Below are 23,502 nucleotides of genomic sequence, written 5' to 3'. Positions count from 1 at the left end.
GCGAGGTTCGCAGTCCAACCTCCCGCCGTCGAAGCGGCGCGCGCTCATCGACTTCCTGCGCGGGCACGGGCGGCGGGCCGGCGCCGGCCTCAGCGATAGCGCCAGCGGCCTTCGACCCAGACATGGCCGGGCGCCCAGTAACCCGGCACCCACACGTGGGCGGGGCGCGGCGCCACCACGACGCAGCCGGTGAGCATGGCGCTGCCGCCGACCAGCGCGGCGGCGATCAGACAGGCGGAAAGGAAACGACGCATGGCGCACTCCTCCTCGTGGGGATGTGCCGCCTGAAACGCCGGCGTCCGTGGCGGGATGACGGTCGCCGCGCAGCGCCCGGCGCCGGATTCAGCCCGCCCTCATCCAGCTGACTCGCAGCCGACCCGATTTCCTGCGGCGCAGCCGATGGCATGCGTGGTGCGGTGGATCAGCCGCGCGGCGACGCGCGCGGTGACGTGGTCGCGGTCGAACGGCGGCGACAGCTCGGCCACGTCCATCAACCGCACCTTGCCGGTGGCGGCGATCGCGTCGAGCAGCGGCTCGACCACCTCCAGCGGCAGGCCGCGCGCGCCGGGCGCGCTGACGCCAGGCGCCACCGCGTGCGGCAACACGTCCAGGCAGATCGTGAGGTAGACGACATCGACGCCCGCCAGCTTCGCCTGCAACTCCGCGATGCGCGCGGGCAGATCCAGCGCGCCGAGTTGATCGTCGCGCACGTGGTGCACGCCCAGCTCGTTCGCGGTGTCGAACAGCACGCGCGTGTTCGCCGAGGCGCTGATGCCGTAGACGCAGTAGTCCAGCGGCAGGCCCAGCGCCGCCGCGTGTTCGATCGCCTGCAGGAACGGCGTGCCGGAGCTGCCGCGCTCCTGCTTGCGCAGGTCGAAGTGCGCGTCCAGGTTGACGATGGCCACGCGCGGGCGACGCTCGCCCAGGTGCCGCGCCAGCCCCTGATACGTGGCGAACGCGATCTCGTGGCCGCCGCCCAGGCCCACCGGCAGATGGCCGGCGTCGAGCAGCGCGGCGAGCCGCTCGGCGTAGCGCCGCTGCGCGCCTTCGAGGTCGCCGTCAGCCACGTCGACGGTGCCGGCGTCGTACAGCGGCGTGTCGTCCAGCAGCGGCAGGTTGGACAGCATCGCGCGCAGGGCGGCGGGGCCTTCCGCCGCGCCCACCCGGCCACCGTTGCGGCGCACACCCTCGTCGCTGGCGAAACCCAGCACCGCCACGCCTGGCGCGGCGCCCGTCGCGGGCTCGCGCACCCACTGGTGCCAGCGCCGCGTGGCGGGGCCTTCCGGCAGGTCGACGCGGCCACTCCAGCCGCTCACGGCGGCGCTCATGGCGATACCTGTCGTGGAAGGCGCGGGCGTATGACCAGGTTCATGAACGGCTCCTTTCAGGTACTCGATATTGTAACGGGCGCACTCGCATCCGCTTCACCAGGGACATCGCAACATGACGGGATGGTGAAGAAACCCGGCGAACGCAACCCGAAACTGCACCTGCGGCTGGCCACCCCTGGCGACGTGCCAGCGCTGGTCGAACTCACCGCGCGCGTCTATACGCCCGAGAACGGCTACTCCGAGGAAATGCTGCGCTCCCAGCAGACGCACTTCCCGCAGGGCCAGTTCGTGATGGAGTACGAGGGCAAGCTGGTGGGCTACTGCGCCACGTTCCGCACCGACGAGGCCACCGCGCTGGCGCCGCACACCTGGCTGCAGATCACCGCCGGCGGCATGGCCTCGCGGCACAAGCCGGACGGCGACTGGCTGTACGGCATCGAGGTGGTGGTGCACCCGGACTACCGCCGCATGCGCATCGGCCAGCGCCTGTACCTGGCGCGCAAGCGGCTGTGCATGGACCTCAAGCTGCGCGGCATCGTGTTCGGCGGGCGCATCCCGGGGCTGGCGCGCAACATCCAGCGCTACGGCAGCGCCGAAGCCTACGTGGAAGCGGTGCAGGAAGGCCGGCACCGCGACCTCACGCTGAGCTTCCAGCTCGCGAACGACTTCGAGGTGATCGGCCTGCTGCGCGGCTACGTGCCGTCGGACCATCCGTCGCTGGGCTACGCCGTGCACCTGGTGTGGCGCAATCCCATGCTGCTGGACCAGCCCGACATCCCCTCCATCCCGTCGCCGCGCCAGCTGCCCGACATGGTGCGCGTGGCCTCGGTGCAATACCAGCAGCGGCGCATCGCCTCGTTCGAGGAATTCGCCACCCAGGTCGAGTACTTCACCGACATCGCCGCCGACTACAGCGCGGACTTCGTGGTGTTCCCCGAGCTGATCACGCTGCAGCTGCTGTCGATCGAGAACACCGAGCTGCCGCCCACCCAGGTGATCCGCCGGCTCAGCCAGTACACGGCGCAGGTGAAGGAGCTGTTCGGCCGGCTGGCGGTGCACTACAACATCAACATCATCGCCGGCACGCACCCCACCGAGCAGCCGAACGGCGACATCCACAACGTGTGCTACGTATGCCTGCGCGACGGCTCCATCCACGAGCGCGAGAAGCTGCACGTCACGCCCAGCGAGCGCATCACCTGGAGCATCGCCGGCGGCGACAGCGCCGCCACGGTGCAGACCGACTGCGGCCCGATCGGCGTGATGATCTGCTACGACGCGGAGTTTCCCGAAGTGGCGCGGCACCTCGCGGACCAGGGCGCGCTGATCCTGTTCGTGCCGTTCTGCACCGACGTGCGCGAAGGCTACCTGCGCGTGCGCTACTGCGCGCAGGCCCGCGCGGTGGAGAACCAGTGCTACGTCGTGCTGTCCGGCAACGTGGGCAACCTGCCCGGCGTCAACAACTTCGACATCCAGTACGGCCAGAGCTGCATCCTCACCCCCTGCGATTTCCCGTTCGCCCGCGACGGCATCGCCGCCGACTCCACGCCGAACAGCGAGACCGTGCTGTTCGCCGACCTGCGGCTGGAGAGCCTCGCCAGCGCGCGCAACGCCGGCGCGGTGCAGAACATCAAGGATCGCCGCTTCGACCTGTACGAGATGCGCTGGCGGCCGAAACCGTACTGAGGCCCGCGCCGCAGCGCGCTCTGCGATAATCGGCGGACCGCCGAAACCGCATGCCATCGAGGCGCCGCTGCCGCCATGCCCGCTTCCCGTTGGGACCTGCTGCTCACCCACGCCAACCTGGCGACCTTCGCCGGCGATGCGCCGTTCGGCCTGATCGAGGATGGCGCACTGGCCTGCGTCGACGGCCGCATCGCCTGGCTGGGGTCCATGCGCGAGCTGCCGCCGGATGCGGTCGCCGCACGCACCGGGGACCTGGGCGGTGCGCTGCTCACGCCGGGGCTGGTGGACTGCCATACGCATCTGGTGTTCGGCGGCAACCGCGCCCACGAATTCGACATGCGCCTCAACGGCGCCAGCTACGAGGACATCGCCAAGTCCGGCGGCGGCATCGTGTCCAGCGTGCGCGCCACCCGCGCGGCAAATGAAGATGAATTGTTCGCGCAGTCGCTGCCGCGCGCCCGCGCCCTGCTCGCCGATGGCGTCACCACGCTGGAGATCAAGTCCGGCTACGGGCTGGAGCCTGACGCCGAGCGTCGCATGCTGCGCGTGGCGCGGCGCATCGGCATCGAGCTGGGCATCACCGTACGCACCAGCTTCCTCGGCCTGCACGCGCTGCCGCCGGAATACAAGGAGCGCCGCGACGACTACGTGGCGCTCGTATGCGACGACATGTTGCCAACGCTGGCGGCCGAAGGGCTGATCGACGCGGTGGACGCGTTCTGCGAGCGCATCGCCTTCACGCCTGCCGAGACGCGCAGGTTGTTCGAGCGCGCCACGCAGTTGGGCCTGCCGGTGAAGCTGCACGCCGAACAACTGTCCGACCAGGGCGGCGCCGCCCTGGTGGCGAGCTTCGGCGGCCTCTCCGCCGATCACCTGGAACACCTCGGCGAAACCGGCATTGCCGCGATGGCGCAGGCCGGCACCGTGGCCGTGCTGCTGCCCGGCGCGTTCTACGCGTTGCGCGAAACGCAGCTCCCGCCGGTGGCTGCGCTGCGCGAACACGGCGTGCCGATCGCCATCGCCACCGACTGCAACCCCGGCACCTCGCCCCTGCTCTCGCTGCGGCTGGCCGCGAACATGGCCTGTACTTTGTTCCGGCTCACGCCGGAAGAAGCGCTGCGCGGCATCACCACCCACGCGGCCCGCGCTCTGGGCTTCGCCGACCGCGGCACGCTCGCCGTCGGCCAGCGTGCGGACCTGGTGGCATGGCATGCGCAGCATCCCGCCGAACTCTGCTACTGGATCGGCGGACCGCTCGCCCGCACGGTCTACGTGGCGGGCGAATCAGTCGCGCCCTGAGGCTCCGACGCGCGCAAGCACGGCATCGAAGAACGCCGTCGGCAACTCGGCACGCACCGGCACGCGCCACCAGTGCGGCTGGGCGAACGCGCGGCACTTCACCGCGTCCTTGTCGGTCATCAGCACCGATAATTCATCGCTGAACGCGAGATCGGAAGCGACGAAGGCGTGGTGATCGGGGAAGGCATGCTCGATCGCGTCAATGCCGACGTCGCGCAGGCTGGCGAAGAAACGCGCCGGGTTGCCGATCGCCGCCACCGCATGCACGCGTTGTCCCGCAAAGGCCGACAAGGGTTGCCGGTGTTCGCCATCCAGGCTCGCCGCCTCGCCGCCCGCAAGATGCATGGGGTATTCGCCAGGCTGCGGCGTACCGCCGTTGCACACGCGCAGATCGACGCGGACCAGCCGGCGCAACGGCTCGCGCAACGGGCCGGCAGGCAGCAGGCGAGCGTTGCCGAAGCGGCGCACGCCGTCGATCACGCAGATTTCCAGATCGCGGGCGAGACGGTAGTGCTGCAGGCCGTCGTCGGCGATCAGCACGTCGCAGCCGTCCGCCACCAATCGTTGCGCCGCCGCGGGACGGTCGCGTCCCACCGCCACCGGCACGCCGCTGGCGCGGATCAGGCAAGGTTCGTCGCCCACCTCGGCGGGATCGGGGACCGCGTCCAGCAACATCGGCTCGCGCTGCCGGCCGCCGTGGCCGCGACTGACCACGCCGGGGCGCAGGCCGCGTTCGCGCAGCGCCGCGGCCAGCGCGATGGCGAGCGGCGTCTTGCCGGTGCCGCCCGCCGTGAGGTTGCCGATCACGATCACCGGTACCGGCAGGCGCACGCGTCGCAGTACGCCGAGACGATACAACGCGCGGCGCAAGGCGGTGAGCGCGCCGTACAGGCCGGCCAGCGGCCGCGTCCACCATGGGCAGGGGCGCTTGCCGTACCACGCTTCGACGAGGTCGTCCGCGAGCGCCATGGGCCGACTCTCAGTCGCTGCCGAGGTTCGCGTCGTGGAACTGCATGCGGTGCAGCGCGGCGTAATGGCCGCCCAGCGCCAGCAGCTCGGCGTGGGTGCCGCGCTCCACGATGCGACCCTGCTCCATCACGGCGATCTGATCGGCGCCCTCGATGGTGGACAGCCGATGCGCGATCACCAGGGTGGTGCGGTCGCGCATCAGCTGCTGCAGCGCCTGCTGGATCAGCCGCTCCGATTCGGTGTCCAGCGCGCTGGTCGCCTCGTCCAGCACCAGGATCGGCGCGTTCTTGAGGATGGCGCGGGCGATCGCGATGCGCTGGCGCTGGCCGCCGGAAAGCTGGTTGCCGCCTTCGCCGATGTGGCTGTGGATGCCCTTGGGCAGGCGCGCGATGAACTCCATCGCGTTCGCCGCCTCTGCGGCGGCCACGATTTCGGCCTCGCTGGCGCCGGCCAGTTCGCCGTAGGCGATGTTGTTGGCCACGGTGTCGTCGAACAGCACCACGCTCTGCCCCACCCAGGCGATCTGCCGGCGCAGCGAGGCCAGGGTGTAGTCCTCGTAGTTCTCGCCGTCCAGCACGATGCGGCCGCCGCTGGGTTCGTTGAAGCGCGGCAGCAGGCTGACCAGGCTGCTCTTGCCGCTGCCCGAACGCCCGACCAGCGCTGTCACGGTGCCCGGCGCGCAATACAGGTCCACGCCGCGCAGAGCGGGGAAATCGTTGCGCGGATAGACCAGTTGCACGTCCTCGAAATGCAGGTCGCCCTTCGTGCGCGCCAGTTCGCGGGTGCCGCGGTCGACCTCGGTCGGAAGGTCGATGATCTCGAACAGGTCTTCAGCCGCCGACATGCCGCGCTGGATGTTCGCCTGCACGTTCGTAAGCCGCTTCAGCGAGGGCAGCATGGTGCCCATCGCGGTGAGCACCTGGAAAAAGGTGCCCGGCGTCATCGCATCGTTCAGCACCTCCGGCCGGGTGCCCAGATACACCAGGGCAGCGAGCGCAAAGGCCGCCACGAGCTGCACGGTGGAGCTGGAGGCGGCGTTGGTGGCCGCGATCTTCAGGTTCAGGCGCCGCGTGTGCGTGGTCACCTCGGCAAAGCGCCCGGCCTCGTGGGCCTGGCCGCCGTAGATGCGCACTTCGCGGCTTGCGCCCACCGCCTCTTCCACGGTGCCGGTGACCGAACCCATGGTGCCCTGGATGCGCCGGCTGATCTGCCGGTAACGGCGGCTCACCACGGTGGCGACCATGGCGATCGCCGGCACCATGACCAGAAGCGACAGCGTGAGGTACGGGCTGGTGCTCAGCATCACGTACAGCATGAAGATCACGGTGAGCCCGTCGGTGATGCCGATCTTCGCCGCGTCGCTGGCGGCGGAAGCCACCTGCTCGCTGGTGTAGGTGATGCGCGAGATCTGCTGGCCCGAGGGCTCCCGCCCGAAAAACGCGGCCGGGAGGCGCAAATAGGAGGCGAACACGTCGCGCTGGATCGCCTGCACCACGTGCCTGCCGATGTAGGTCACGCCGTAGTTGCTGACGAAGGTTCCGATGGAACGCAGGAAGAATATCGCGACGATCCAGATCGGCATCCAGAAGATCAGGTACGGGTCCTTGTCCACGAACAGGTTGTCGATCATCGGCTTCAGCAGCTTGGTGAACGCCGCCAGCCCGCCGCCATCCAGGATCATGCCGACCAGCGAAACCAGGCCCACCGCCCAGTAGCGCCTGGTGTAACCCAGCAACCGCTTGTAGACGGCCCAGGTGTGGGCGTCCCAGATCGCGGTCTTGCCGCTGCTCATTGCGCCTCGCCCGGCTTCGCCGGCGTGGTGGCGATGGACAGGCGCGTGAAGCCGAGCTGGCCCAGCGCGTCCATCGCGGTCACCACGCTCTGGTGCGAGGACAGCGCGTCGGCGCGGATCGTCACCGGGCGATCATGGTCGCCGTTCGCGTTGCGCTCGATCACCTGCTTCAGCGCGTCGATGCCCTCGCCCGGCACGGCATCGCTGCCCACCCAGTAGCGGCCGTCGCGGTCGACCATGATGGTGAGCGCGGGCGCGTGCATGTCGCGGTCCTGCACGCTGGCATTGGGCAGCGTGACCTGCATGCGCGAATGCTGGATGAAGGTGCTGGTGAGCACGAAGAACATCAGCAGGGTCAGCAGCACGTCGATCAACGGCACCACGTTGATCTCGAACTCGTCCCGGCGGCGGTCGTTGCCGATGCGCATGCGCGGCTCAGCCCGCGTCCGGAGCGGCAGCGGCGGTGACTGCCGCCGCGGCGGTGCGGCGCGGACGCGCAGCGGCCGGTCGCGACAGGGTCAGCTCGTCCAGCAGCGCGGTGGCCTGTTTTTCCATCTGCACGCAGTAGCCGGCCACGCGCGAGCGGAAGTAGCGGTGCAGGATGTAGGCGGGAATCGCCACGGTGAGGCCGGAGGCGGTGCAGATCAGCGCCTCGCCGATGCCGCCGGCCATCTTCGCCGGGTCGCCGATGCCGCCGGCCATCACCTGCATGAACATCCGGATCAGGCCGATCACCGTGCCGAACAGGCCCAGCAGCGGACCGATCAGCGCGATCGTGCCCAGCGTATTGAGGTAGCGCTCCATCTCGTGCACCACGTGCCGGCCGGTGTCCTCGATACGCTCCTTGATGAGTTCGCGCGGCTGGTTGCGCACCGCCAGCGCGGCGGCCAGCAGCTCGCCCAAGGGCGAACCGTTGGACAGGGTTTCCAGATGAGCCGGATCGAGCTGGCCGGCGCGCGCCCACTGGCGCACTTCCTCGCCGAGGCCCGGCGGCAGCACGGCCTTGCGCCGCAGCGTCCAGCAGCGCTCCAGCACGATCGCCAGCGCCGCCAGCGAACAGATCAGGATGGGCACCATGGCCCAGCCGCCAGCCATCAGGATATCGAGCACGTTCGGTCCCACCGGGCTTCAAATATGGAGAGGCCGCATCATAGCAGCCGCCCCCACCGGTTCCGTGGTGAGGGTGGCAGTCCCGGAATGCAAGCCGTGATTCAGGGTTTTTCGCGCCAGTAGCGCGGCGCGCGCAGGCGCCAGCGACCGGTGATGCGCGCCGCGGCCCCGGCCGGGAAATCGATGCCGATCGCGCCGCTGTCGGCGGTGTCCAGCACCGGCACGCCCGCCTCGGCATAGCGCGCCATCACCTCGGGCTTCGGATGCCCGAAGCGGTTGCGCCAGCCGGCCGAGACGATGGCGAGCGGCGGCGCCACCGCGTCGATGAAAGCCTGGCTGGACGAGGTCTTGCTGCCATGGTGTGGCACCAGCAACACGGGCGCCGGACCGTCGCCCAGCGCCGCCGCCACCAGCGGCTCGACCTTCACGGTGATGTCGCCGGTGAGCAGCAGCCTGCCGCCCGCGCCTTCCACCAGCAGCACGCAGGAACGGTCGTTGCCCTTGCCGCCGGCATCCGGCGCAGGATTCACCACGCGGAAGCGTACGCCGTCCCACTCCCATGCCTGCCCGCTCGTGCAGGGCGCCATCGGCAAAGGCATGCGCTCCGGCTCGCCGGCATAGCGCCGCGCCGCGGGAAACGCCGCCGCAACCGACCGCGCGCCACCGGCATGGTCGTTGTCGGCATGGCTCACCATCAGCACGTCCAGCCGAGCGATGCCCAGCGCGTGGATCGCGGGCAGCACCGCCGCCTCGCCCAGGTCGAAGCCGGACGGGTAGCGCGCTCCCGTGTCGTACAGCAGCGTGTGCCCACGGGTACGCAGCAGCACCGACAGCCCCTGCCCCACGTCCAGCACCCAGACCTCGAACGCCCCGGTCGCCGGCTTCGCCAGCGGCGGCCACAGCAGCGGCAGGAACAGCAGCAGGCCCAGCGCGCGCAGCGGCACGCCACGCGGCAGGAACAGCCACAACGCACCCAGCGTCGCCAGCAGCAGCGTCCATGGCGCCATCTGCGGCAGGTACCAGTGCGCGCCCGGCCAGGTCGCCATGCGCTCCAGCAACCACCACTGCGCATGCGCCAGTTGCGCCGCCAGCCACAGCACCGGCGTGGCCAGCGGCGGGCACAGGCCCAGGCACAGCATGCCGAGCAAGGCGCAAGGCACGATCACGAAACTCACGAACGGCACCGCGACCAGGTTGGACAAGGCGCCCACCAGCGAGGCCTCGCCGAAAAACCACAGCGTCAACGGCATCAGCGACACCGTCATCAGGATCTGTCCCGCGCCGAGTTCGTGCAGGAAGGCGCGCAAGCCGTGCCCGCGCGATTGCAGGCACAGCATCAGCAGGCCCACGCCGGTGAACGACAGCCAGAACCCCGCGGCCAGCACCGCCAGCGGATCGACGGCGAGGATCGCGATCAGGGCCAGCGCCAGCGACTGCGCGCCGTGGCCGCCGCGCCGGCTGCAACGCGCCAGCGCCACCACCGCGATCATCAGCAGCGTGCGCACCGTAGGCAGGCCGAAGCCGGCCAGCGCGCTGTAGATGCCGGCCACCAGCAGCGCACCGGCCGCCTGCGCCTGCATGCGCGGCAGGCGCAGCGCAAGGCCCGGCCACAGCAGGTACGGCAGTGCTGCCAGCCACACGCCGAACACCGCCGCCACGCCCACGTGGAAACCGGAAATCGCGATGAGGTGCGGAATGCCGTTCGCGCGCGCCACTTCCCAATCCTGCTGGCCCAGGCCGCGCGTATCGCCCACCGAGAACGCCTGCAGCAGGGCCGCATCGTGCGGGTCGCGCACCCGCTCGGCGATCCCCTGCGCGATCGCGCCGCGCACGCCGTCCACGCACCATGCGCGGCCCAGCAAGGCATTGCCGGCGTCCTCGCGCACGTAGCCGGTGGCCACGATGCGCCGCTGCAGGGCCATGCGCTCGCCGTCCGCCGTGCCGGGATTGAGCAGGCCGCGCGGCCGCTTCAGCCGCAACAACAGGCGCCAGCGCTCGCAAGGCTGGAGCGACGGCGCCGCATCGTACCAGGACACCATCATCCGGCCATGCACGGGCACGGGAGCGCCATCGAGGGTGACGCGGTCGGCGACGAAGGCGAAACGCGTGGCATCCTCGCGCTTCAAGGGCAGTTCGTCGATGTGCCCGGTCACCACGAAGTCGCGGCCTTCCAGCGCACGCGGCAGGCGCGCGTGCATCGCATCGGCGCCGGCATGCATGGCCCACAGCGCACCGGCGCAGACGCACATCGGCAGGCGCCAGCGCGGCCAACGCCAGAACGCCACTGCGACAGGCAACAGCAGCAGGAAAGAGAGCCACGCCGGCGGCAGCGCCGGCAGCCATTGCACCGCCAGCACGCCAAGAAGCAGCGCTGGCGCTACCCGCGTGGCAGCGAAGGGTTTGCGGCTTGCTGGCGCCATGGCCATCCCCGGGAGACCGGGTCGAGGCTAGCGCGCAGTCCTTCGGACGATGGACGAAAAGCCTGTAGGCGGGAAACCCGCCCACTGGCCTGGCTCGTTACGCGGGCCGAACCGCTTCCCGCAACACGCCGCCATGCAGCACCAGGGTGCGGTCCATGCGCGCCGCAAGGCGGTGGTCGTGGGTGACCAGGATGAAGCTGGTGCCGATCTCGCGGTTGAGTTCCAGCATCAGCGCGTAGACCTGGGCGGCATTGCCCTCGTCGAGGTTGCCGGTGGGTTCGTCGCCCAGCACGCAGGCCGGCCGGGTCACCAGCGCACGCGCCACCGCGCAGCGCTGGCGCTCGCCGCCGGAGAGTTCCGCCGGCTTGTGCTGGGTGCGCGCGCCCAGCCCCACGCGTTCCAGCAGGGTCGTGGCCTGCTTCTGCGCCTCGCCGATCGCGATGCCGCGGATCAGCAGCGGCATGCACACGTTCTCCAGCGCGGTGAACTCGGGCAGCAGGTGGTGGAACTGGTAGACGAAGCCTAGCGAGCGGTTGCGCACGCGGCCGCGCTCGGCGTCGGAAAGCCGGGAAAGCTGGTGGCCGTCCACCTCGACTTCGCCCGCGCTGAGCGTGTCCAGCCCGCCCAGGATGTGCAACAGCGTGCTCTTGCCGGAGCCGGAGGCGCCCACGATCGCCATGGTCTCGCCGCGCTTCAGCTCGAAGCTGACGTCGGAGAGCACCTCGGTGCGCAGGCCGCCTTCGGCATAGGTCTTGGCCACGTTGCGGGCGCGCAGCACGGGCGTGTTCGACGGCATCGGGGATTTCTCACTCATAGCGCAGCGCCTGCGCCGGCTGCGTGCGCGAGGCGCGCCACGCGGGATACAGGGTGGCGAACAGCGAGAACGCGAAGGTGACCACCGCGACCCAGCCCACGTCGGCCCATTCCAGCCGGCTGGGCACCTCGGTGATGTAGTACACGTCGGGCGACAGGAACTGCACGTGGAAGACGTGCTCGATCCACTTCACGATGGCCGGGAGTTTCCACGACAGCAGCGAGCCCAGGCTCACGCCGAAGCCGATGCCGACCAGGCCGATCAGCAGGCCCTGCACCATGAACATGCCCATCACGCTGCGCGGCGTGGCGCCCAGCGTGCGCAGGATGGCGATGTCGGCCTGCTTGTCGGTGACCAGCATCATCAGCATCGAGACCAGATTGATCACCGCCACCAGCACGATCAGCGACAGGATGATGCCCATCACCTTCTTCTCCATCGAGATCGCGGAGAACAGGTTGGCGTTGTCCTGCTCCCAGGTGCGGATCTGGTAGATCTGGCCCAGCTTGTCGGCGAGTTCATGCGCCACCGGCCGCGCGTTGAACAGGTCGTCCAGCTTCAGCCGGATGCCGCTGGGGCCGGACAGGCTGCCGAGCTTTTCGGCGTCCTGGATGTTGATCAGCACGAGGCCGGAGTCGAACTGCTCCATGCCGACGCTGAAGGTGCCCACCACATGGAAGCCGCGCAGGCGCGGCACGCCGCCGAACGGCGTGGCGCGCAACTCGGGCACCAGCATCGTCACCTGGTCGCCCACGCCCACGCCGAGCTGGGTGGCGAGGTCCTGGCCCAGCACGATGTTCCAGCTGCCCGGCGTGAGCTTGTCCAGGCTGCCGCGCACCATGTGCTGGCCGAGGTCGACCACCTTCGGCTCCAGCGCCGGGTCGATGCCGCGCGCCAGCGCCGGCGCCGCCGTGCGGCCCTGCAGCAGCGCGTTGATTTCCACGTACGGCGCCGCGCCCAGCACGTGCGGGTTCGCCTGGGCGATGTCCAGCGCGCGCGGCCAGTCCTCCATGCTCTGGCCGATGCCGGAGATGGTGGCGTGCGAGATCGCCCCGAGGATGCGCGTCTTCATCTGGTAGCTGAAGCCGTTCATCACCGACATCACCGCGATCAGCGCGATCACGCTGACCGTGATGCAGACGATGGAGACGGCGGAGATGAAGGAGATGAACTGGTTGCGCCGCTTGGCGCGGGTGTAGCGCAAGCCGATGAAAAGCTCTAGCGGTCGGAACATGGGCGGGTCGCTGGTGGATTCGATGGGCGGCTCGCCCGACGGAGCCGGCATTATCCGGCATTCGCTCGGACAACGCAGGGGCGGCGAAGTGCCGGCAGGCACCCAGCATTCAGATGCGCGGCACGGCTTCGCCCGCCTGCACCGTGGCCAGCCGCATGCGCAGGCGGCGGCGGATGTCGGTATCGCTGTTGTCGGGCGCCAGCAGCAGCACCTGTTCGCCCAGCGCGGGCGCGCGCAGGCGCATCAGGATGCAGGCGCCCAGCACGCGGAACGAGGCTAGGCTGGCTGGCGCGTCGCTGTGATCGGCCAGGCGCAGGCTCCAGCCCCCTTCGGTGCTCCAGCCGGCTGCCGTCACCGGCGAGGACGACCAGCGTCGCACGGCGCGGAACACCGCGGCGACGACCAGCACGGCGAGCAGCGCTTTCAGCGCGGCATGCAACCCGGAGAGCGCAATGGCGAGGACCGCCAGCAGCGCCACCACCCACAGCAGGCGCGGCAGCCAGCGCGAGGGTCGGTACTCAAAGCCGATGGCGGGCGCGGATGTCATCGATGATCGCCTGCCAGTCCGCGCGCGGCGCCCGGCCGTGGCCCATCACCCAGTCCCACAGGTCGGGGTCCTGCACATCCAGCAGCTCGTCGAACGCCTGCTGCTGCGCTTCGTCGGCATGCGGAAAAGCCGTGTCCAGCCAGCCGCCGAACAGCGCGTCCAGCTCGCGGGTGCCGCGGCGGGTGCGCCAGCGGAGGCGCTTGATGCGGGCTGCGTCCATGGTGATCAATCCTCGCGCGGCGTTTCAATCAAACAACGCTGCGAAGCCGCCTTCGCTTCCTCTCCTCTCCGGGGAGAGGATTGAGGTGAGGGGCCAATCTCGCGCCGAGCCATCATTCGAAGCCTCCCTTCCTCAGCCAATTCCCCGCGAGCCCCGCCCCTCACCCTGCCCTCTCCCCGGAGGGGAGAGGAAAAGCGAAGGTCACGCTCTGCCCTCTCCCCGGAGGGGAGAGGGGTGAAAGGTCAAGCGCGGCGTTCCACCATCAGCTTCTTGATCTCCGCGATCGCCTTGGCCGGGTTCAGGCCCTTCGGGCAGGTGCGCGCGCAGTTCATGATGGTGTGGCAGCGGTACAGCTTGAACGGATCTTCCAGGTCGTCCAGGCGGGCGCCGGTGTCCTCGTCGCGGCTGTCCACGATCCAGCGATAGGCCTGCAGCAGGATCGCCGGGCCGAGGTAGCGGTCGCCGTTCCACCAGTAGCTGGGGCACGAGGTGGAGCAGCAGGCGCACAGGATGCACTCGTACAGGCCGTCGAGCTTCTTGCGGTCTTCCGGCGACTGCAGGCGCTCGCGGTCCGGGGGAGCGCTCTGCGTGCGCATCCACGGCTTGATCGAGGCGAACTGCGCGTAGAAGTGCGTGAGATCGGGCACCAGGTCCTTCACCACCGGCATGTGCGGCAGCGGGTAGATCTTCACGTCGCCCGCGGCCACATTGTCGATCGCGCAGATGCAGGCCAGCGTGTTGGTGCCGTCGATGTTCATCGCGCACGAACCGCAGATGCCCTCGCGGCAGGAACGGCGCAGCGTGAGCGTGGGATCGATCTCGTTCTTGATCTTCAGCAGCGCGTCCAGAACCATCGGGCCGCACGCGGCGAGATCGACCTCATAGGTGTCGATGCGCGGGTTCTGGCCGTCGTCCGGGCTCCAGCGGTAGATGCGGAAGGTACGGGGCTTCTTCGCATCCTTCGCGGGGAAGTGCTTGCCCGGCTGGATCTTGGAATTCTTGGGTAGCGAAAACTCTGCCACAGCGGCTCTCCAGTCCGGGTATCAGTAGACGCGCTTCTTCGGCGGCACCACCTCGACCTCGTCGGTCAGGGTGTACAGGTGCACCGGGCGATAGTCGAAGCCGACCTTGCCGCCCTCGTCCACCTTGACCATGGTGTGCTTCATCCAGTTGTGGTCGTCGCGGTCGGGGAAATCCTCGCGCGCATGGGCGCCGCGGCTCTCGGTGCGCTGCTCGGCCGAGTGCATGGTGCCCACCGCCTGGTCGAGCAGGTTGGACAGTTCCAGCGTCTCGATCAGGTCGGAGTTCCACACCATCGAGCGGTCGCTGACGCGCACCTGCCCGAACGAGGCGTGCACCGCGTCGATCTTGGTGCAGCCTTCCTTGAGGGTCTCGCCGGTGCGGAACACCGCGGCGTCGGCCTGCATGGTGCGCTGCATGTCGAGGCGGATCTTCGCCGTGGGCAGGTCGCCGTCGGCATGACGCAGGCCGTCGAAGCGGGCCAGCGCCTTGTCCAGCGCGCTCGCCGGCAGGTCCTTGTGCGCGAGGCCCGGCTTGATGATCTCGGCGCAGCGGTGCGCCACCGCGCGGCCGAACACCACCAGGTCGAGCAACGAGTTGGAACCCAGGCGGTTGCCGCCGTGCACCGACACGCAGGCCGCCTCGCCGATCGCGAACAGGCCAGGCACCACGGCGTCGACGTCGTCGCCCTTCTTCTGCACCACCTCGCCGTGGTAGTTCGTCGGGATGCCGCCCATGTTGTAGTGCACGGTGGGCAGCACCGGGATCGGCTCCTTGGTCACGTCCACGCCGGCGAAGATGCGCGCCGACTCGGCGATGCCCGGGAGGCGCTCGTGGATCACCTCGGGGCCCAGGTGCATCAGGTTGAGGAAGGCGTGGTCCTGGTGCTCGCCCACGCCGCGGCCCTCGCGGATCTCGACGGTGATCGCGCGACTGACCACGTCGCGCGAGGCCAGGTCCTTCGCGCTGGGCGCGTAGCGCTCCATGAAGCGCTCGCCCTTGGAATTGGTGAGGTAGCCGCCTTCGCCGCGCACGCCCTCGGTGATCAGGCAGCCCGCGCCGTAGATGCCGGTGGGATGGAACTGCACGAACTCCAGGTCCTGCAGCGCCAGGCCCGCGCGCAGCACCATGCCGCCGCCGTCGCCGGTGCAGGTGTGGGCGGAGGTCGCGCTGAAGTAGGCGCGGCCGTAGCCGCCGGTCGCCAGCACCACGGCCTGGCCGCGGAACACGTGCAGCGTGCCCTCGTTCATGTCCAGCGCGAGCACGCCGCGGCAGACGCCCTCGTCGTCGAAGATCAGGTCGGTGGCGAAGTACTCGATGAAGAACGTGGCGTCGTGCGCCAGCGCCTGCTGGTACAGCGTGTGCAGCATGGCGTGGCCGGTACGGTCGGCGGCGGCGCAGGTGCGCTGCGCGGTGCCCTTGCCGTAGTGCGTGGTCATGCCGCCGAACGGACGCTGGTAGATGCGGCCTTCCTCGGTGCGCGAGAACGGCACGCCGTAGTGCTCCAGTTCGTAGACCGAGGGAATGGCCTCGCGGCACATGTACTCGATCGCGTCCTGGTCGCCCAGCCAGTCGCCGCCCTTCACGGTGTCGTAGAAGTGGAAGCGCCAGTCGTCCTCGCCCATGTTGCCCAGCGCCGCGGCGATGCCGCCCTGCGCCGCCACGGTGTGCGAACGGGTCGGGAACACCTTGGTGACGCACGCGGCCTTGAGGCCCTTCTCGGCCAGGCCGAAGGTGGCGCGCAGGCCCGCACCGCCGGCGCCGACCACGATCACGTCGAACTTGTGTTGCTGGATCTTGTAGCTTTCCATCGGCCTCAGGCTCCCAGTGCGATGCGCAGAACGGACAGCACGCCCGCGAGCGCGCACAGCACCGCGAGGAACTTGATCGCCACCAGCAAGGCCACTTCCTTCCAGCGGGTGTGCACGTAGTCTTCGATCACCACCTGCAGGCCCAGCACGGCGTGCCAGAACGCGGTGACCACGAACAGGATCAGCAGCAGCGCGTTCCACGGTTTCGCCACCGCGGCCTTCGCCGTGGCGTAGTCGGCGTGCAACAGCGACAGCACCAGGGCCACGAACCACAGGCCCAGCAGCACCAGCGCGGCGGCGGTGACGCGCTGCCGCCACCAGTGGGTCGCACCGGATTGCGCCGAGCCGAGGCCGCGCGCGCGCTTCAGGGGATTGCGCAGGTCGTTCGCGTTCGTGCTCATGCGGCACCTCCGCAGGTCAGCACGCAGGCCCAGACCAGCACCACCAGCACCACGCTGCCGATCACCGACAGCCAGCTCGAACGCACGAACTGCGGAATGGCGTAACCGGCGCCGGCGTCCTGGATCAGGTGACGGATGCCGTTGCACAGGTGATAGAACAGCGCCCAGCTCCAGCCGACCAGCAGCACCATGCCCGGCGGGCTGCCCACGCAGGTCTTGTACTGGTTGAATGCGGCCTCGCCCGTGGCCAGCGAGAGCAGGCCCCAGACCACGAGCAGCGTGCCCACGGCGAGCGCGACGCCGGTGGCGCGATGCAGGATGGAAGTCACCATCTGCACTTGCCACTTGTAGATCTGGATGTGCGGTGAGAGCGGTCGTCGCGTGTCTGCCATGGCGGCTATCCTGGTGGAATCGCTGGAACTGTCTGCCAAGCCGAAACCGCACGCGCACGACGACGGATGCCGCCCCACGACGCTTCAGAAGTCGATGCAGCGCCCGTTTTTTTCCCAGTCGCCATAGCGAGTGGGATCGGGTGCCGGTCGCTCCGCCGCCCGCTCCCCCGCAGGTCGTGCAGGCTCCGCCGCCGGTTTCGCCGGAGCGGGGACTGGCCTGGATTCGGTCGGGTCGGAAGTTTCGGACATGGTCGTATACAAGCCGCCGAAGGGTAATACTTGCCGCAATGCCGCACAACCTTGACTAACGTCGAGAGCGCCGCCTGCGCTTCGCCGGGACGACTTGCGTTGCGCCGCCGTCACCCATATCGAGGCCTGTCCATGTCGCCCACCGCCGACGTCGAAACCCTGCTGATCGAAGGCCCCGATGCGCTCGCCTTCGCCCAGGCGCAATTCAGCAGCAACGTGCAGTCGTTGCCGGTCGGCATGTGGCAATTCGGCGCATGGCTGAGCCCGCAGGGCCGCGTGCGCGCGCTGTTCCATCTGGCGCGACTCGACGAGCAACGCCTGCTGCTGCTGCTGCGTGGCGGCAACGCGGCGACGCTCGGCGATGCGTTGCGCCGATACGTGTTCCGCAGTCGACTGGTGTTGCAGGCTTCGCCGTGGCGCGCAGCGGCCACTGCCGCCGCGTTGCCGCTGCATGCGCTGCACGACGAGAACGGCGGCATCGTGTTCGGCTGCGGCACGCACGCGCTGCGCCTCGCGGTCGACGGCGAACGCGACGACGCGTGGCGCCGGATGCAATTGCAACTCGGCTGGCCGTGGCTGCCCGACTCCGCACTCGATGCGCTGTTGCCGCCGGCGCTGTCGCTGCACCGCCTGCACGCCGTCGCGATCGACAAGGGCTGCTATCCGGGTCAGGAAATCGTCGCGCGCATGCACTGGCGCGGCAGTCACAAACGTCACCTGTGCAACGTGCGATTGACGCGCAGCGCGACGCCGGGCGACATCCTGCGGCGCGACGGCAACGAAGTCGGCACGCTGCTCGACGCGATCGAAGACGACAACCGCATCGACGCACTCGCGGTACTGGACGACGACATCGCATCGACGTCGACGGAGAACACGTTGCTGCAACTCGACGACGACCTCGCGTTGTCCATCCGGCATCGCTGGGAAAATTGAAACGCGCGCATCGTCGCGTTCCGTGAACATCCGTTCATCTTGATCGGCGATTTTGCGTGAGCGCACGTTGAACCGAACCACCCCGGCACTTGCCGTGGGGAAAATCCGCCGTTAGGCTCCGCCCACCATTCATTCGCGGCGCCCCACGACACGGCTGCCGAAACACGCGACGAACCGGAAGATTCCGCATCGGCGCGACCTGGCGAGAAATCGCCGGATGGAACATCCCGCCTGAGTGCGGAATCCGTTGCAGGACTGCACGACCACAGACGTCAGCAAGCGCCTCCGCAACACCTCCCGATCGGCTGCACGTGCAAATGCCGTTCGAACGCCACATTGCGTGGCATCCACTCGCCCGGCCACCGGTTTCGGCCGTGCGATCAATCCAGGTGGAACGGCCTGCCCGCCCGTCCACCGCAACGGCGCTACGGACTTTTCGCTCGTCCGCGCGTACAGCACGCTGGAGGCAGACGAAAATGAAACTTTCCATGTTGTTGTGGCTGACCACCCTGATGCCGCAACCCGTCGCGAACCAGGCCTGCCTGGCCACGACGGTATACCTGGAGGCGCGCAGCCAGACCACCGTCGGCCAGATGGCCGTCGCCGAAGTGGCGATGCGTCGCCGCGAACGCGGCCAGTGGGGCGACACGGTGTGCGAGGTCGTGATGGCGCCGCACCAGTTCGCCACCACCACCACGCCCGGCTCGTTCGAGATCAGCAACGTGGAGGCGTTCCACAAGGCCTGGGAAATCGCCGGGCGCATGATCCACGTGTGGCAGCTGCCGCCGAACCAGCGCAACATGCTGGTGCCGCGCGCGGACCACTTCGCCACCGCTGCGGTGACGCCCGCGTGGTCGCGCAACAAGCGCTCCATCACGATCGGCGACCACACGTTCTACGCCGTGAACTGAACCGAAGCGATTCCGCCGAAGCCGCGCCGCCAGGCAGCAAAAAGCCCTCTTTCGAGGGCTTTTTGTTTGGCCATCCAGACGTCCAGACGTCCATTCAAGGATGCGATGAAATCACCTCGGATAGACGCGCCCGTTGTTCACCTGCACGTAGTCGCCGTTGCGGACGTTCGGATTCTCGCGCTGCGTGACCGTGGCGTACTGGCCATTGTCCAGCCGCACCACGATGCGCCACGCGTTGCCGCCGCCATCGGAGTTCTTGCCGATCTGGTTGCCGACCACGCCGCCGGCCACCGCGCCGACCACGGTGGCGGCCTTGCGGCCATCGCCCTTGCCGACCGTGTTGCCCAGCACGCCGCCGGCCACCGCACCGATCACCGCGCCGAGCACGCCGCCGTTGCCGCCGCCGTTGTCGACGTACACCGGCTGCACGTCCTGCACCACGCCGCAGCTCTGGCAGCGACCGCCGTAGCCGGAACCCTGCTGCGGCGGGTAGTAGCCGCCCTGGTTGTAGCCCGGCCCGGTGGCACATCCACCCAGCGCGAGTCCGGCAGCCAGCACCGCGGCGGGAACCACTCTCCGAATCGAACCGTTCATCGTCCTGCTCCTTCCGATGTCGATGGTCAACGCGCGTCACCGACGACGGAGACGCCCTCCTGGACCTGCACCCGATCGCCCGGATCGTGATCCATGCGCGTGGTGCGGGTTACGCCGTTGTACACGTACTGCACGTCGTAGCCGACGATCTTGCTGGCCTGGCCGGCGACCGTGCTGCAGCGACGCTCGACCGTCGAGGTCACCTGCGGCTTGTGGTGCGCGTTCTCGATGCGATTGCCGGCGTAGCCGCCGCCGACCGCACCAGCTACCGTGGCGACGGTCTTGCCCTTGCCGCCGCCGACCATGCTGCCCAGCAGGCCACCGGCCACCGCGCCGATGGCGGTACCGGCGATGTTGTGCTGGTCCTTCGGCGGCGCGGCGTGATTCACCACCTCGTCCTTGCAGACCTGGCGCGGCGCGCCCGCTTCGGAGCGCACCGGCGTCACGCTCACCACCTGGGCGTACTGCGGACCGGCCGGCTGCTGCACGGGCGCCGGTGCCGGCGCGGGGGCCGCGGCGGCAGGCGCCGTAGCCGCCACGCCCGCCTGCGCAGCCTGGGTCCCGGCGTCGGCGCTGCGGTTGCAGGCCGATACGCTGACGGCCAGCGCTGCAGCAATCCCCACGTTGAGTGCATTGACCATCAAACGTTTCATGACCATCCTCCTCTGTCGATTGTCAGCCGAAGCACGGTGCGGCAGGCAGCACCGCACCGTTGGTGGAGCCATTGAACCTTCACGAGTCTGAATACCGCCTAGACCATCGCCGTTACACAAATTTCACACCGACACTGCTTCAACCGGCACCTGCGCCAGTCCCGAATCCCCGAAGATCGAAACAATTTACGCCCGTGCTTGCCGACAGTCACGTTCACCTCGACGACCCCGCGTTCGATGCCGATCGGCCCCTGGTGCTGCAGCGCGCGGCCGACGCCGGCGTCGGGCAACTGGTGGTGCCGGCCGTGGACGCGGCGAGTTGGCCGCGCATCCGCGACCTGTGTGCCGCCCACCCGCGCCGGCTTTTCCCGGCCTACGGCCTGCACCCGCTGTACCTGTCGCGGCATGGGGCGGGCGACCTCGACGCATTGGCGGCATGGTGCGCCGCGAACCCGGTCGTCGCCGTCGGCGAGACCGGGCTGGATTTCCACGACCCGGCGCTGGATCCGGCGCGGCAACGCGACTGCTTCGCGCGGCAACTGGCGCTGGCCCGCGAGTTCGACCTGCCGGTGATCGTGCATACCCGGCAGGCGCTGGAGGAAGTGATCCTCACGTTGCGCCGCCACCCGGGCGTGCGCGGCGTGGTGCACAGCTTCTCGGGCAGCGAGGAGCAGGCGCACCGACTGTGGCAGCTCGGTTTCCTGATCGGCATCGGCGGCCCGGTGACCTACGAGCGGGCGCAGCGGCTGCGACGCATCGTGGCGACGATGCCGATCGCGCAGTTGCTGCTGGAAAGCGACGCCCCCGACCAGCCGGATGCGGACCATCGCGGCCAGCGCAACGAGCCGGCCCGCGTCGTCGGCGTGCTGCGCTGCGTGGCGGCGCTGCGCGGCGAGCCGGAAGGCGAGGTGGCCGCCGCCACCGCCGCGAACACCCGCCGGCTGTTCCGCCTGCCCGATCCGTCCGTCGACCAATGAACGCGACACTTGCGTGATGCGCCCGCATGCTCCAGTATTTATTTCACCAATGGAATATGAACTGATGAAATGGCGTGCCTGAACGACTGCATCGCGATGATGGACGAGGGCATCGGGCGCATGCACGAGGTGATCCCCGAGCTGCCCGCCGAACAGGCCAGGCTGTGCCGCCTGGTGCTGATGGTGGGTCAGCGCATGGACGAGGGGCTGGCGGAAAAGCTCAAGCCGCACCAGCTCAACCACAGCGAATTCCTCACCTTGATGATCCTGCACACGCGCCCGGACGGCAGCTCCACGCCCGGCCAGCTGTGCGAGTTCGCGTCCCAGGGCAGCACCAACATGACCCGCATCGGCAACGCGCTGGTGCATCGCGGCCTGATCTCGCGCGGCACCAGCGAACGGGACCGCCGCTGCGTGCTGATGCGCATCACCGCCGCCGGCCGCCGCTTCGTGAAGAAGATGCTGCCGCCGATGTTTCCCCGCGTGGAGGCGATGTTCGACGGCTTCAGCGCCACCGACCGGCGCCAGCTCAGCCGCCTGCTGCGCAAGCTCGCCCGCAACCTCGACCAGCTCGACGCGGACGACGCGTCGTGAAGGAGTCCCCGATGACCTCCGCCCCGCCCCGCCTGCGCGCGGCCCTGGCCCTTGCCGTCGCGCTGGCGCTCGCCGGCTGCGCGTTCGCGCCGCCGAAGGTGCAGCATCCCGCCCTGCGCGACGACGTGCCGCTGGCCGGCCTGTCCGCGCCCACCCGCGCCGGCTGGCCGGCCGCCGACTGGTGGCGCGGCTACGGCGATCCGCAACTGGACGGACTGATGGCGACGGCACTGGACCAGTCGCCGGACCTGGTGCAGGCGCAGGGCCGCGTGCGCACCGCCGAGCAGTCGGTGAAGCTTGCCGCGGCGCAGGCCGGGCTCAGCATCAACGGCAGCGCGCAGTTGAGCCGGCAACGGATCAGCGAGCACGGCCTGATGCCGCCGAAGCTGCTGGGCTTCACCTGGTACAACCAGGCCGACCTGGGCCTGCAGTTCCAGTACGAATTCGACTGGTGGGGCAAGAAACGCGCCGCGATCGAGAGCGCGCTGGACCAGGCACACGCGGCCGAGGCGCAGCGCAGCGCCGCCGCGCTGACGATACAGAACGCGGTGGCCGACACCTATTTCGGCTGGCTGGCCGACGAGGCGCGGCTGGCGCTGGCCCGGCAGTCGCTGGCCGTGCAGCGGCGCCTGCTGGCGATCGCCGAACTGCGCGTGCGGCAAGGCGTGGACCTGCCCGACACCGTGCAGGAGGCGCGCTCGCGCGTGGTCTCGGTCGAACAGGCGCAGACCATGCTGGAAAGCTCGGCGCAGATCCGCAAGGTCGCGCTGGCCGCCCTGCTCGGCGTGGCGCCCGCACAATTGCCGCCGCTGGCGCCGCGGCCGCTGCCCACCACCAGCGGCGCCCTGCCCGACGATGCCAGGCTCGACCTGATCGCCCGCCGCCCCGACATCGCCGCCAGCCGCTGGCAGGTGGAAGCGGCGCTGAAACAGACCGACGTGGCGCGCGCGCAATTCTTCCCCGACGTCAGCATCACCGCGCTGGCAGGGCTGTCCAGCACCAACCAGGGCAGCTCCGCGCTGTTCGGCGGCGGCAGCTCCGGCGACCTCGGCAACGTGTTCAGCGCCGGCAGCCGCGTGTTCGGCCTCACGCCCGCGCTGCACCTGCCGATCTTCGAGGGCGGCCGCCTGAAGGCCGCCTACGGCATCAGCCGCGCCCAGCTCGACGACGCGGTGGCGCAGTACAACGCCGCCGTGTTCCATGCCGCGCGCGAGGTCGCCAGCCAGGCGCTGGCCGCGGAACAGCTCGCCACCAGCCGCGGGCAGCAGCAGAGCCAGATCGGCACCGACCAGCGGCTGGTCGCCAGCGCGCAGGCGCGCCTCCAGCGCGGCGTGCGCGACGCGCGCGAAGGCCTTGCCGCGCAGGCCCAGTTGCTGCAGCAGCAGGACCAGGCCGTCACCTTGCACGCGCAGGCGCTGACCACCGATCTCGCCCTGATCAAGGCGCTGGGCGGCGGCTACCGCATGCCTGCCGACGGCGCCTTGATCAGGGCGAGATCGGTGGTCAGCGCCTGCGCGTGCAAGGTGACGGCCTGGTCCTGCT

General features: G+C 69.5%; 25 protein-coding genes. 7 read left to right on the top strand and 18 right to left on the bottom strand.

What is annotated here, in order from left to right:
* Positions 1-89 precede the first annotated feature (89 nt).
* Both PCA_RS09005 and hutG read right to left on the bottom strand, forming a co-directional pair.
* Positions 90-254 carry a YXWGXW repeat-containing protein gene (locus PCA_RS09005; RefSeq protein ID WP_181302279.1) on the bottom strand — a complete coding sequence of 55 codons (165 nt, stop codon included), beginning with the start codon at positions 252-254 and terminating at the stop codon, positions 90-92.
* A gap of 99 nt (positions 255-353) precedes the next feature.
* Positions 354-1,328, bottom strand: coding sequence for a formimidoylglutamase (gene hutG / locus PCA_RS09000; protein ID WP_181302278.1), 975 nt, complete (start codon positions 1,326-1,328; stop codon positions 354-356).
* Positions 1,329-1,451: 123 nt separating this feature from the next.
* Between hutG and PCA_RS08995 the strand changes: the two genes are divergently transcribed.
* The gene (locus tag PCA_RS08995; RefSeq protein ID WP_181302277.1) at positions 1,452-3,017 is read left to right on the top strand and encodes a bifunctional GNAT family N-acetyltransferase/carbon-nitrogen hydrolase family protein; all 1,566 of its coding nucleotides are present in this window, start codon (positions 1,452-1,454) and stop codon (positions 3,015-3,017) included.
* 75 nt (positions 3,018-3,092) lie between these two features.
* Positions 3,093-4,316 (top strand): imidazolonepropionase, encoded by a 1,224-nt coding sequence (hutI, locus tag PCA_RS08990; RefSeq protein WP_181302276.1) that lies wholly within the window; start codon positions 3,093-3,095, stop codon positions 4,314-4,316.
* Here hutI and lpxK read toward each other — a convergent pair.
* The 14 genes from lpxK to PCA_RS08920 form a co-directional block, all read right to left on the bottom strand.
* The gene (gene lpxK / locus PCA_RS08985; RefSeq protein ID WP_181302275.1) at positions 4,302-5,285 is read right to left on the bottom strand and encodes a tetraacyldisaccharide 4'-kinase; all 984 of its coding nucleotides are present in this window, start codon (positions 5,283-5,285) and stop codon (positions 4,302-4,304) included. The genes hutI and lpxK overlap by 15 nt on opposite strands.
* A gap of 10 nt (positions 5,286-5,295) precedes the next feature.
* Complete coding sequence (gene msbA, locus PCA_RS08980; RefSeq protein WP_181302274.1) at positions 5,296-7,077, bottom strand: lipid A export permease/ATP-binding protein MsbA; 1,782 nt, start codon at positions 7,075-7,077, stop codon at positions 5,296-5,298.
* Positions 7,074-7,505 (bottom strand): biopolymer transporter ExbD, encoded by a 432-nt coding sequence (locus PCA_RS08975; RefSeq protein WP_181302273.1) that lies wholly within the window; start codon positions 7,503-7,505, stop codon positions 7,074-7,076. The genes msbA and PCA_RS08975 overlap by 4 nt, the downstream gene beginning before the upstream one ends.
* A 7-nt stretch (positions 7,506-7,512) precedes the next feature.
* Complete coding sequence (locus PCA_RS08970) at positions 7,513-8,172, bottom strand: MotA/TolQ/ExbB proton channel family protein (protein WP_181302392.1); 660 nt, start codon at positions 8,170-8,172, stop codon at positions 7,513-7,515.
* Between the two features lie 116 nt (positions 8,173-8,288).
* Positions 8,289-10,607 carry a DNA internalization-related competence protein ComEC/Rec2 gene (locus PCA_RS08965; protein ID WP_181302272.1) on the bottom strand — a complete coding sequence of 773 codons (2,319 nt, stop codon included), beginning with the start codon at positions 10,605-10,607 and terminating at the stop codon, positions 8,289-8,291.
* A 97-nt stretch (positions 10,608-10,704) separates the two neighbouring features.
* Entirely contained in the window at positions 10,705-11,421 is a 717-nt protein-coding gene (lolD, locus tag PCA_RS08960) for a lipoprotein-releasing ABC transporter ATP-binding protein LolD (protein WP_181302271.1), read from the bottom strand.
* Complete coding sequence (locus PCA_RS08955) at positions 11,414-12,655, bottom strand: lipoprotein-releasing ABC transporter permease subunit (protein ID WP_181302270.1); 1,242 nt, start codon at positions 12,653-12,655, stop codon at positions 11,414-11,416. The genes lolD and PCA_RS08955 overlap by 8 nt, the downstream gene beginning before the upstream one ends.
* Before the next feature lie 109 nt (positions 12,656-12,764).
* Complete coding sequence (locus PCA_RS08950) at positions 12,765-13,202, bottom strand: hypothetical protein (RefSeq protein ID WP_181302269.1); 438 nt, start codon at positions 13,200-13,202, stop codon at positions 12,765-12,767.
* On the bottom strand, positions 13,174-13,422 hold the full coding sequence (locus PCA_RS08945; protein ID WP_181302268.1) for a succinate dehydrogenase assembly factor 2: 249 nt from the start codon (positions 13,420-13,422) through the stop codon (positions 13,174-13,176). Before PCA_RS08945 ends, PCA_RS08950 begins: the two co-directional genes overlap by 29 nt.
* A gap of 242 nt (positions 13,423-13,664) precedes the next feature.
* Positions 13,665-14,444 (bottom strand): succinate dehydrogenase iron-sulfur subunit, encoded by a 780-nt coding sequence (locus tag PCA_RS08940; protein ID WP_181302267.1) that lies wholly within the window; start codon positions 14,442-14,444, stop codon positions 13,665-13,667.
* A gap of 21 nt (positions 14,445-14,465) precedes the next feature.
* The gene (sdhA, locus tag PCA_RS08935; RefSeq protein WP_181302266.1) at positions 14,466-16,253 is read right to left on the bottom strand and encodes a succinate dehydrogenase flavoprotein subunit; all 1,788 of its coding nucleotides are present in this window, start codon (positions 16,251-16,253) and stop codon (positions 14,466-14,468) included.
* A 5-nt stretch (positions 16,254-16,258) separates the two neighbouring features.
* The gene (sdhD, locus tag PCA_RS08930; protein ID WP_181302265.1) at positions 16,259-16,654 is read right to left on the bottom strand and encodes a succinate dehydrogenase, hydrophobic membrane anchor protein; all 396 of its coding nucleotides are present in this window, start codon (positions 16,652-16,654) and stop codon (positions 16,259-16,261) included.
* The gene (gene sdhC, locus PCA_RS08925; protein WP_181302264.1) at positions 16,651-17,046 is read right to left on the bottom strand and encodes a succinate dehydrogenase, cytochrome b556 subunit; all 396 of its coding nucleotides are present in this window, start codon (positions 17,044-17,046) and stop codon (positions 16,651-16,653) included. Before sdhC ends, sdhD begins: the two co-directional genes overlap by 4 nt.
* A gap of 84 nt (positions 17,047-17,130) precedes the next feature.
* Positions 17,131-17,295, bottom strand: a complete 165-nt coding sequence (locus PCA_RS08920) for a DUF1674 domain-containing protein (protein WP_181302263.1) — start codon at positions 17,293-17,295, stop codon at positions 17,131-17,133.
* 132 nt (positions 17,296-17,427) lie between these two features.
* Here PCA_RS08920 and PCA_RS08915 point away from each other — a divergent pair, with 132 nt between their 5' ends.
* Complete coding sequence (locus PCA_RS08915) at positions 17,428-18,231, top strand: folate-binding protein (protein ID WP_181302262.1); 804 nt, start codon at positions 17,428-17,430, stop codon at positions 18,229-18,231.
* Positions 18,232-18,707: 476 nt separating this feature from the next.
* Entirely contained in the window at positions 18,708-19,142 is a 435-nt protein-coding gene (locus tag PCA_RS08910) for a cell wall hydrolase (RefSeq protein WP_255436750.1), read from the top strand.
* Between the two features lie 111 nt (positions 19,143-19,253).
* On the opposite strand, the gene PCA_RS08905 is transcribed toward PCA_RS08910, so the two are convergent.
* Positions 19,254-19,736, bottom strand: coding sequence for a glycine zipper 2TM domain-containing protein (locus PCA_RS08905; RefSeq protein WP_181302261.1), 483 nt, complete (start codon positions 19,734-19,736; stop codon positions 19,254-19,256).
* Positions 19,737-19,762: 26 nt separating this feature from the next.
* Complete coding sequence (locus tag PCA_RS08900) at positions 19,763-20,389, bottom strand: glycine zipper 2TM domain-containing protein (protein WP_181302260.1); 627 nt, start codon at positions 20,387-20,389, stop codon at positions 19,763-19,765.
* A 194-nt stretch (positions 20,390-20,583) separates the two neighbouring features.
* On the opposite strand from PCA_RS08900, the gene PCA_RS08895 reads away from it, so the two are divergent.
* From PCA_RS08895 to PCA_RS08885, 3 genes are all read left to right on the top strand, one after another.
* Positions 20,584-21,366, top strand: a complete 783-nt coding sequence (locus tag PCA_RS08895; protein WP_181302259.1) for a TatD family hydrolase — start codon at positions 20,584-20,586, stop codon at positions 21,364-21,366.
* A gap of 69 nt (positions 21,367-21,435) precedes the next feature.
* On the top strand, positions 21,436-21,960 hold the full coding sequence (locus tag PCA_RS08890; protein WP_181302258.1) for a MarR family transcriptional regulator: 525 nt from the start codon (positions 21,436-21,438) through the stop codon (positions 21,958-21,960).
* Positions 21,961-21,971: 11 nt separating this feature from the next.
* The coding region (locus PCA_RS08885; protein WP_181302390.1) for an efflux transporter outer membrane subunit at positions 21,972-23,502 on the top strand (1,531 nt) is incomplete at its 3' end.

This window comes from Rhodanobacter sp. PCA2 (assembly GCF_013620825.1).
Taxonomy (GTDB): Bacteria; Pseudomonadota; Gammaproteobacteria; order Xanthomonadales; family Rhodanobacteraceae; genus Rhodanobacter_A.
The sequence above is the reverse complement of the archived record's forward strand: the minus strand, read 5'-3'. Positions and strand labels throughout refer to the sequence as shown.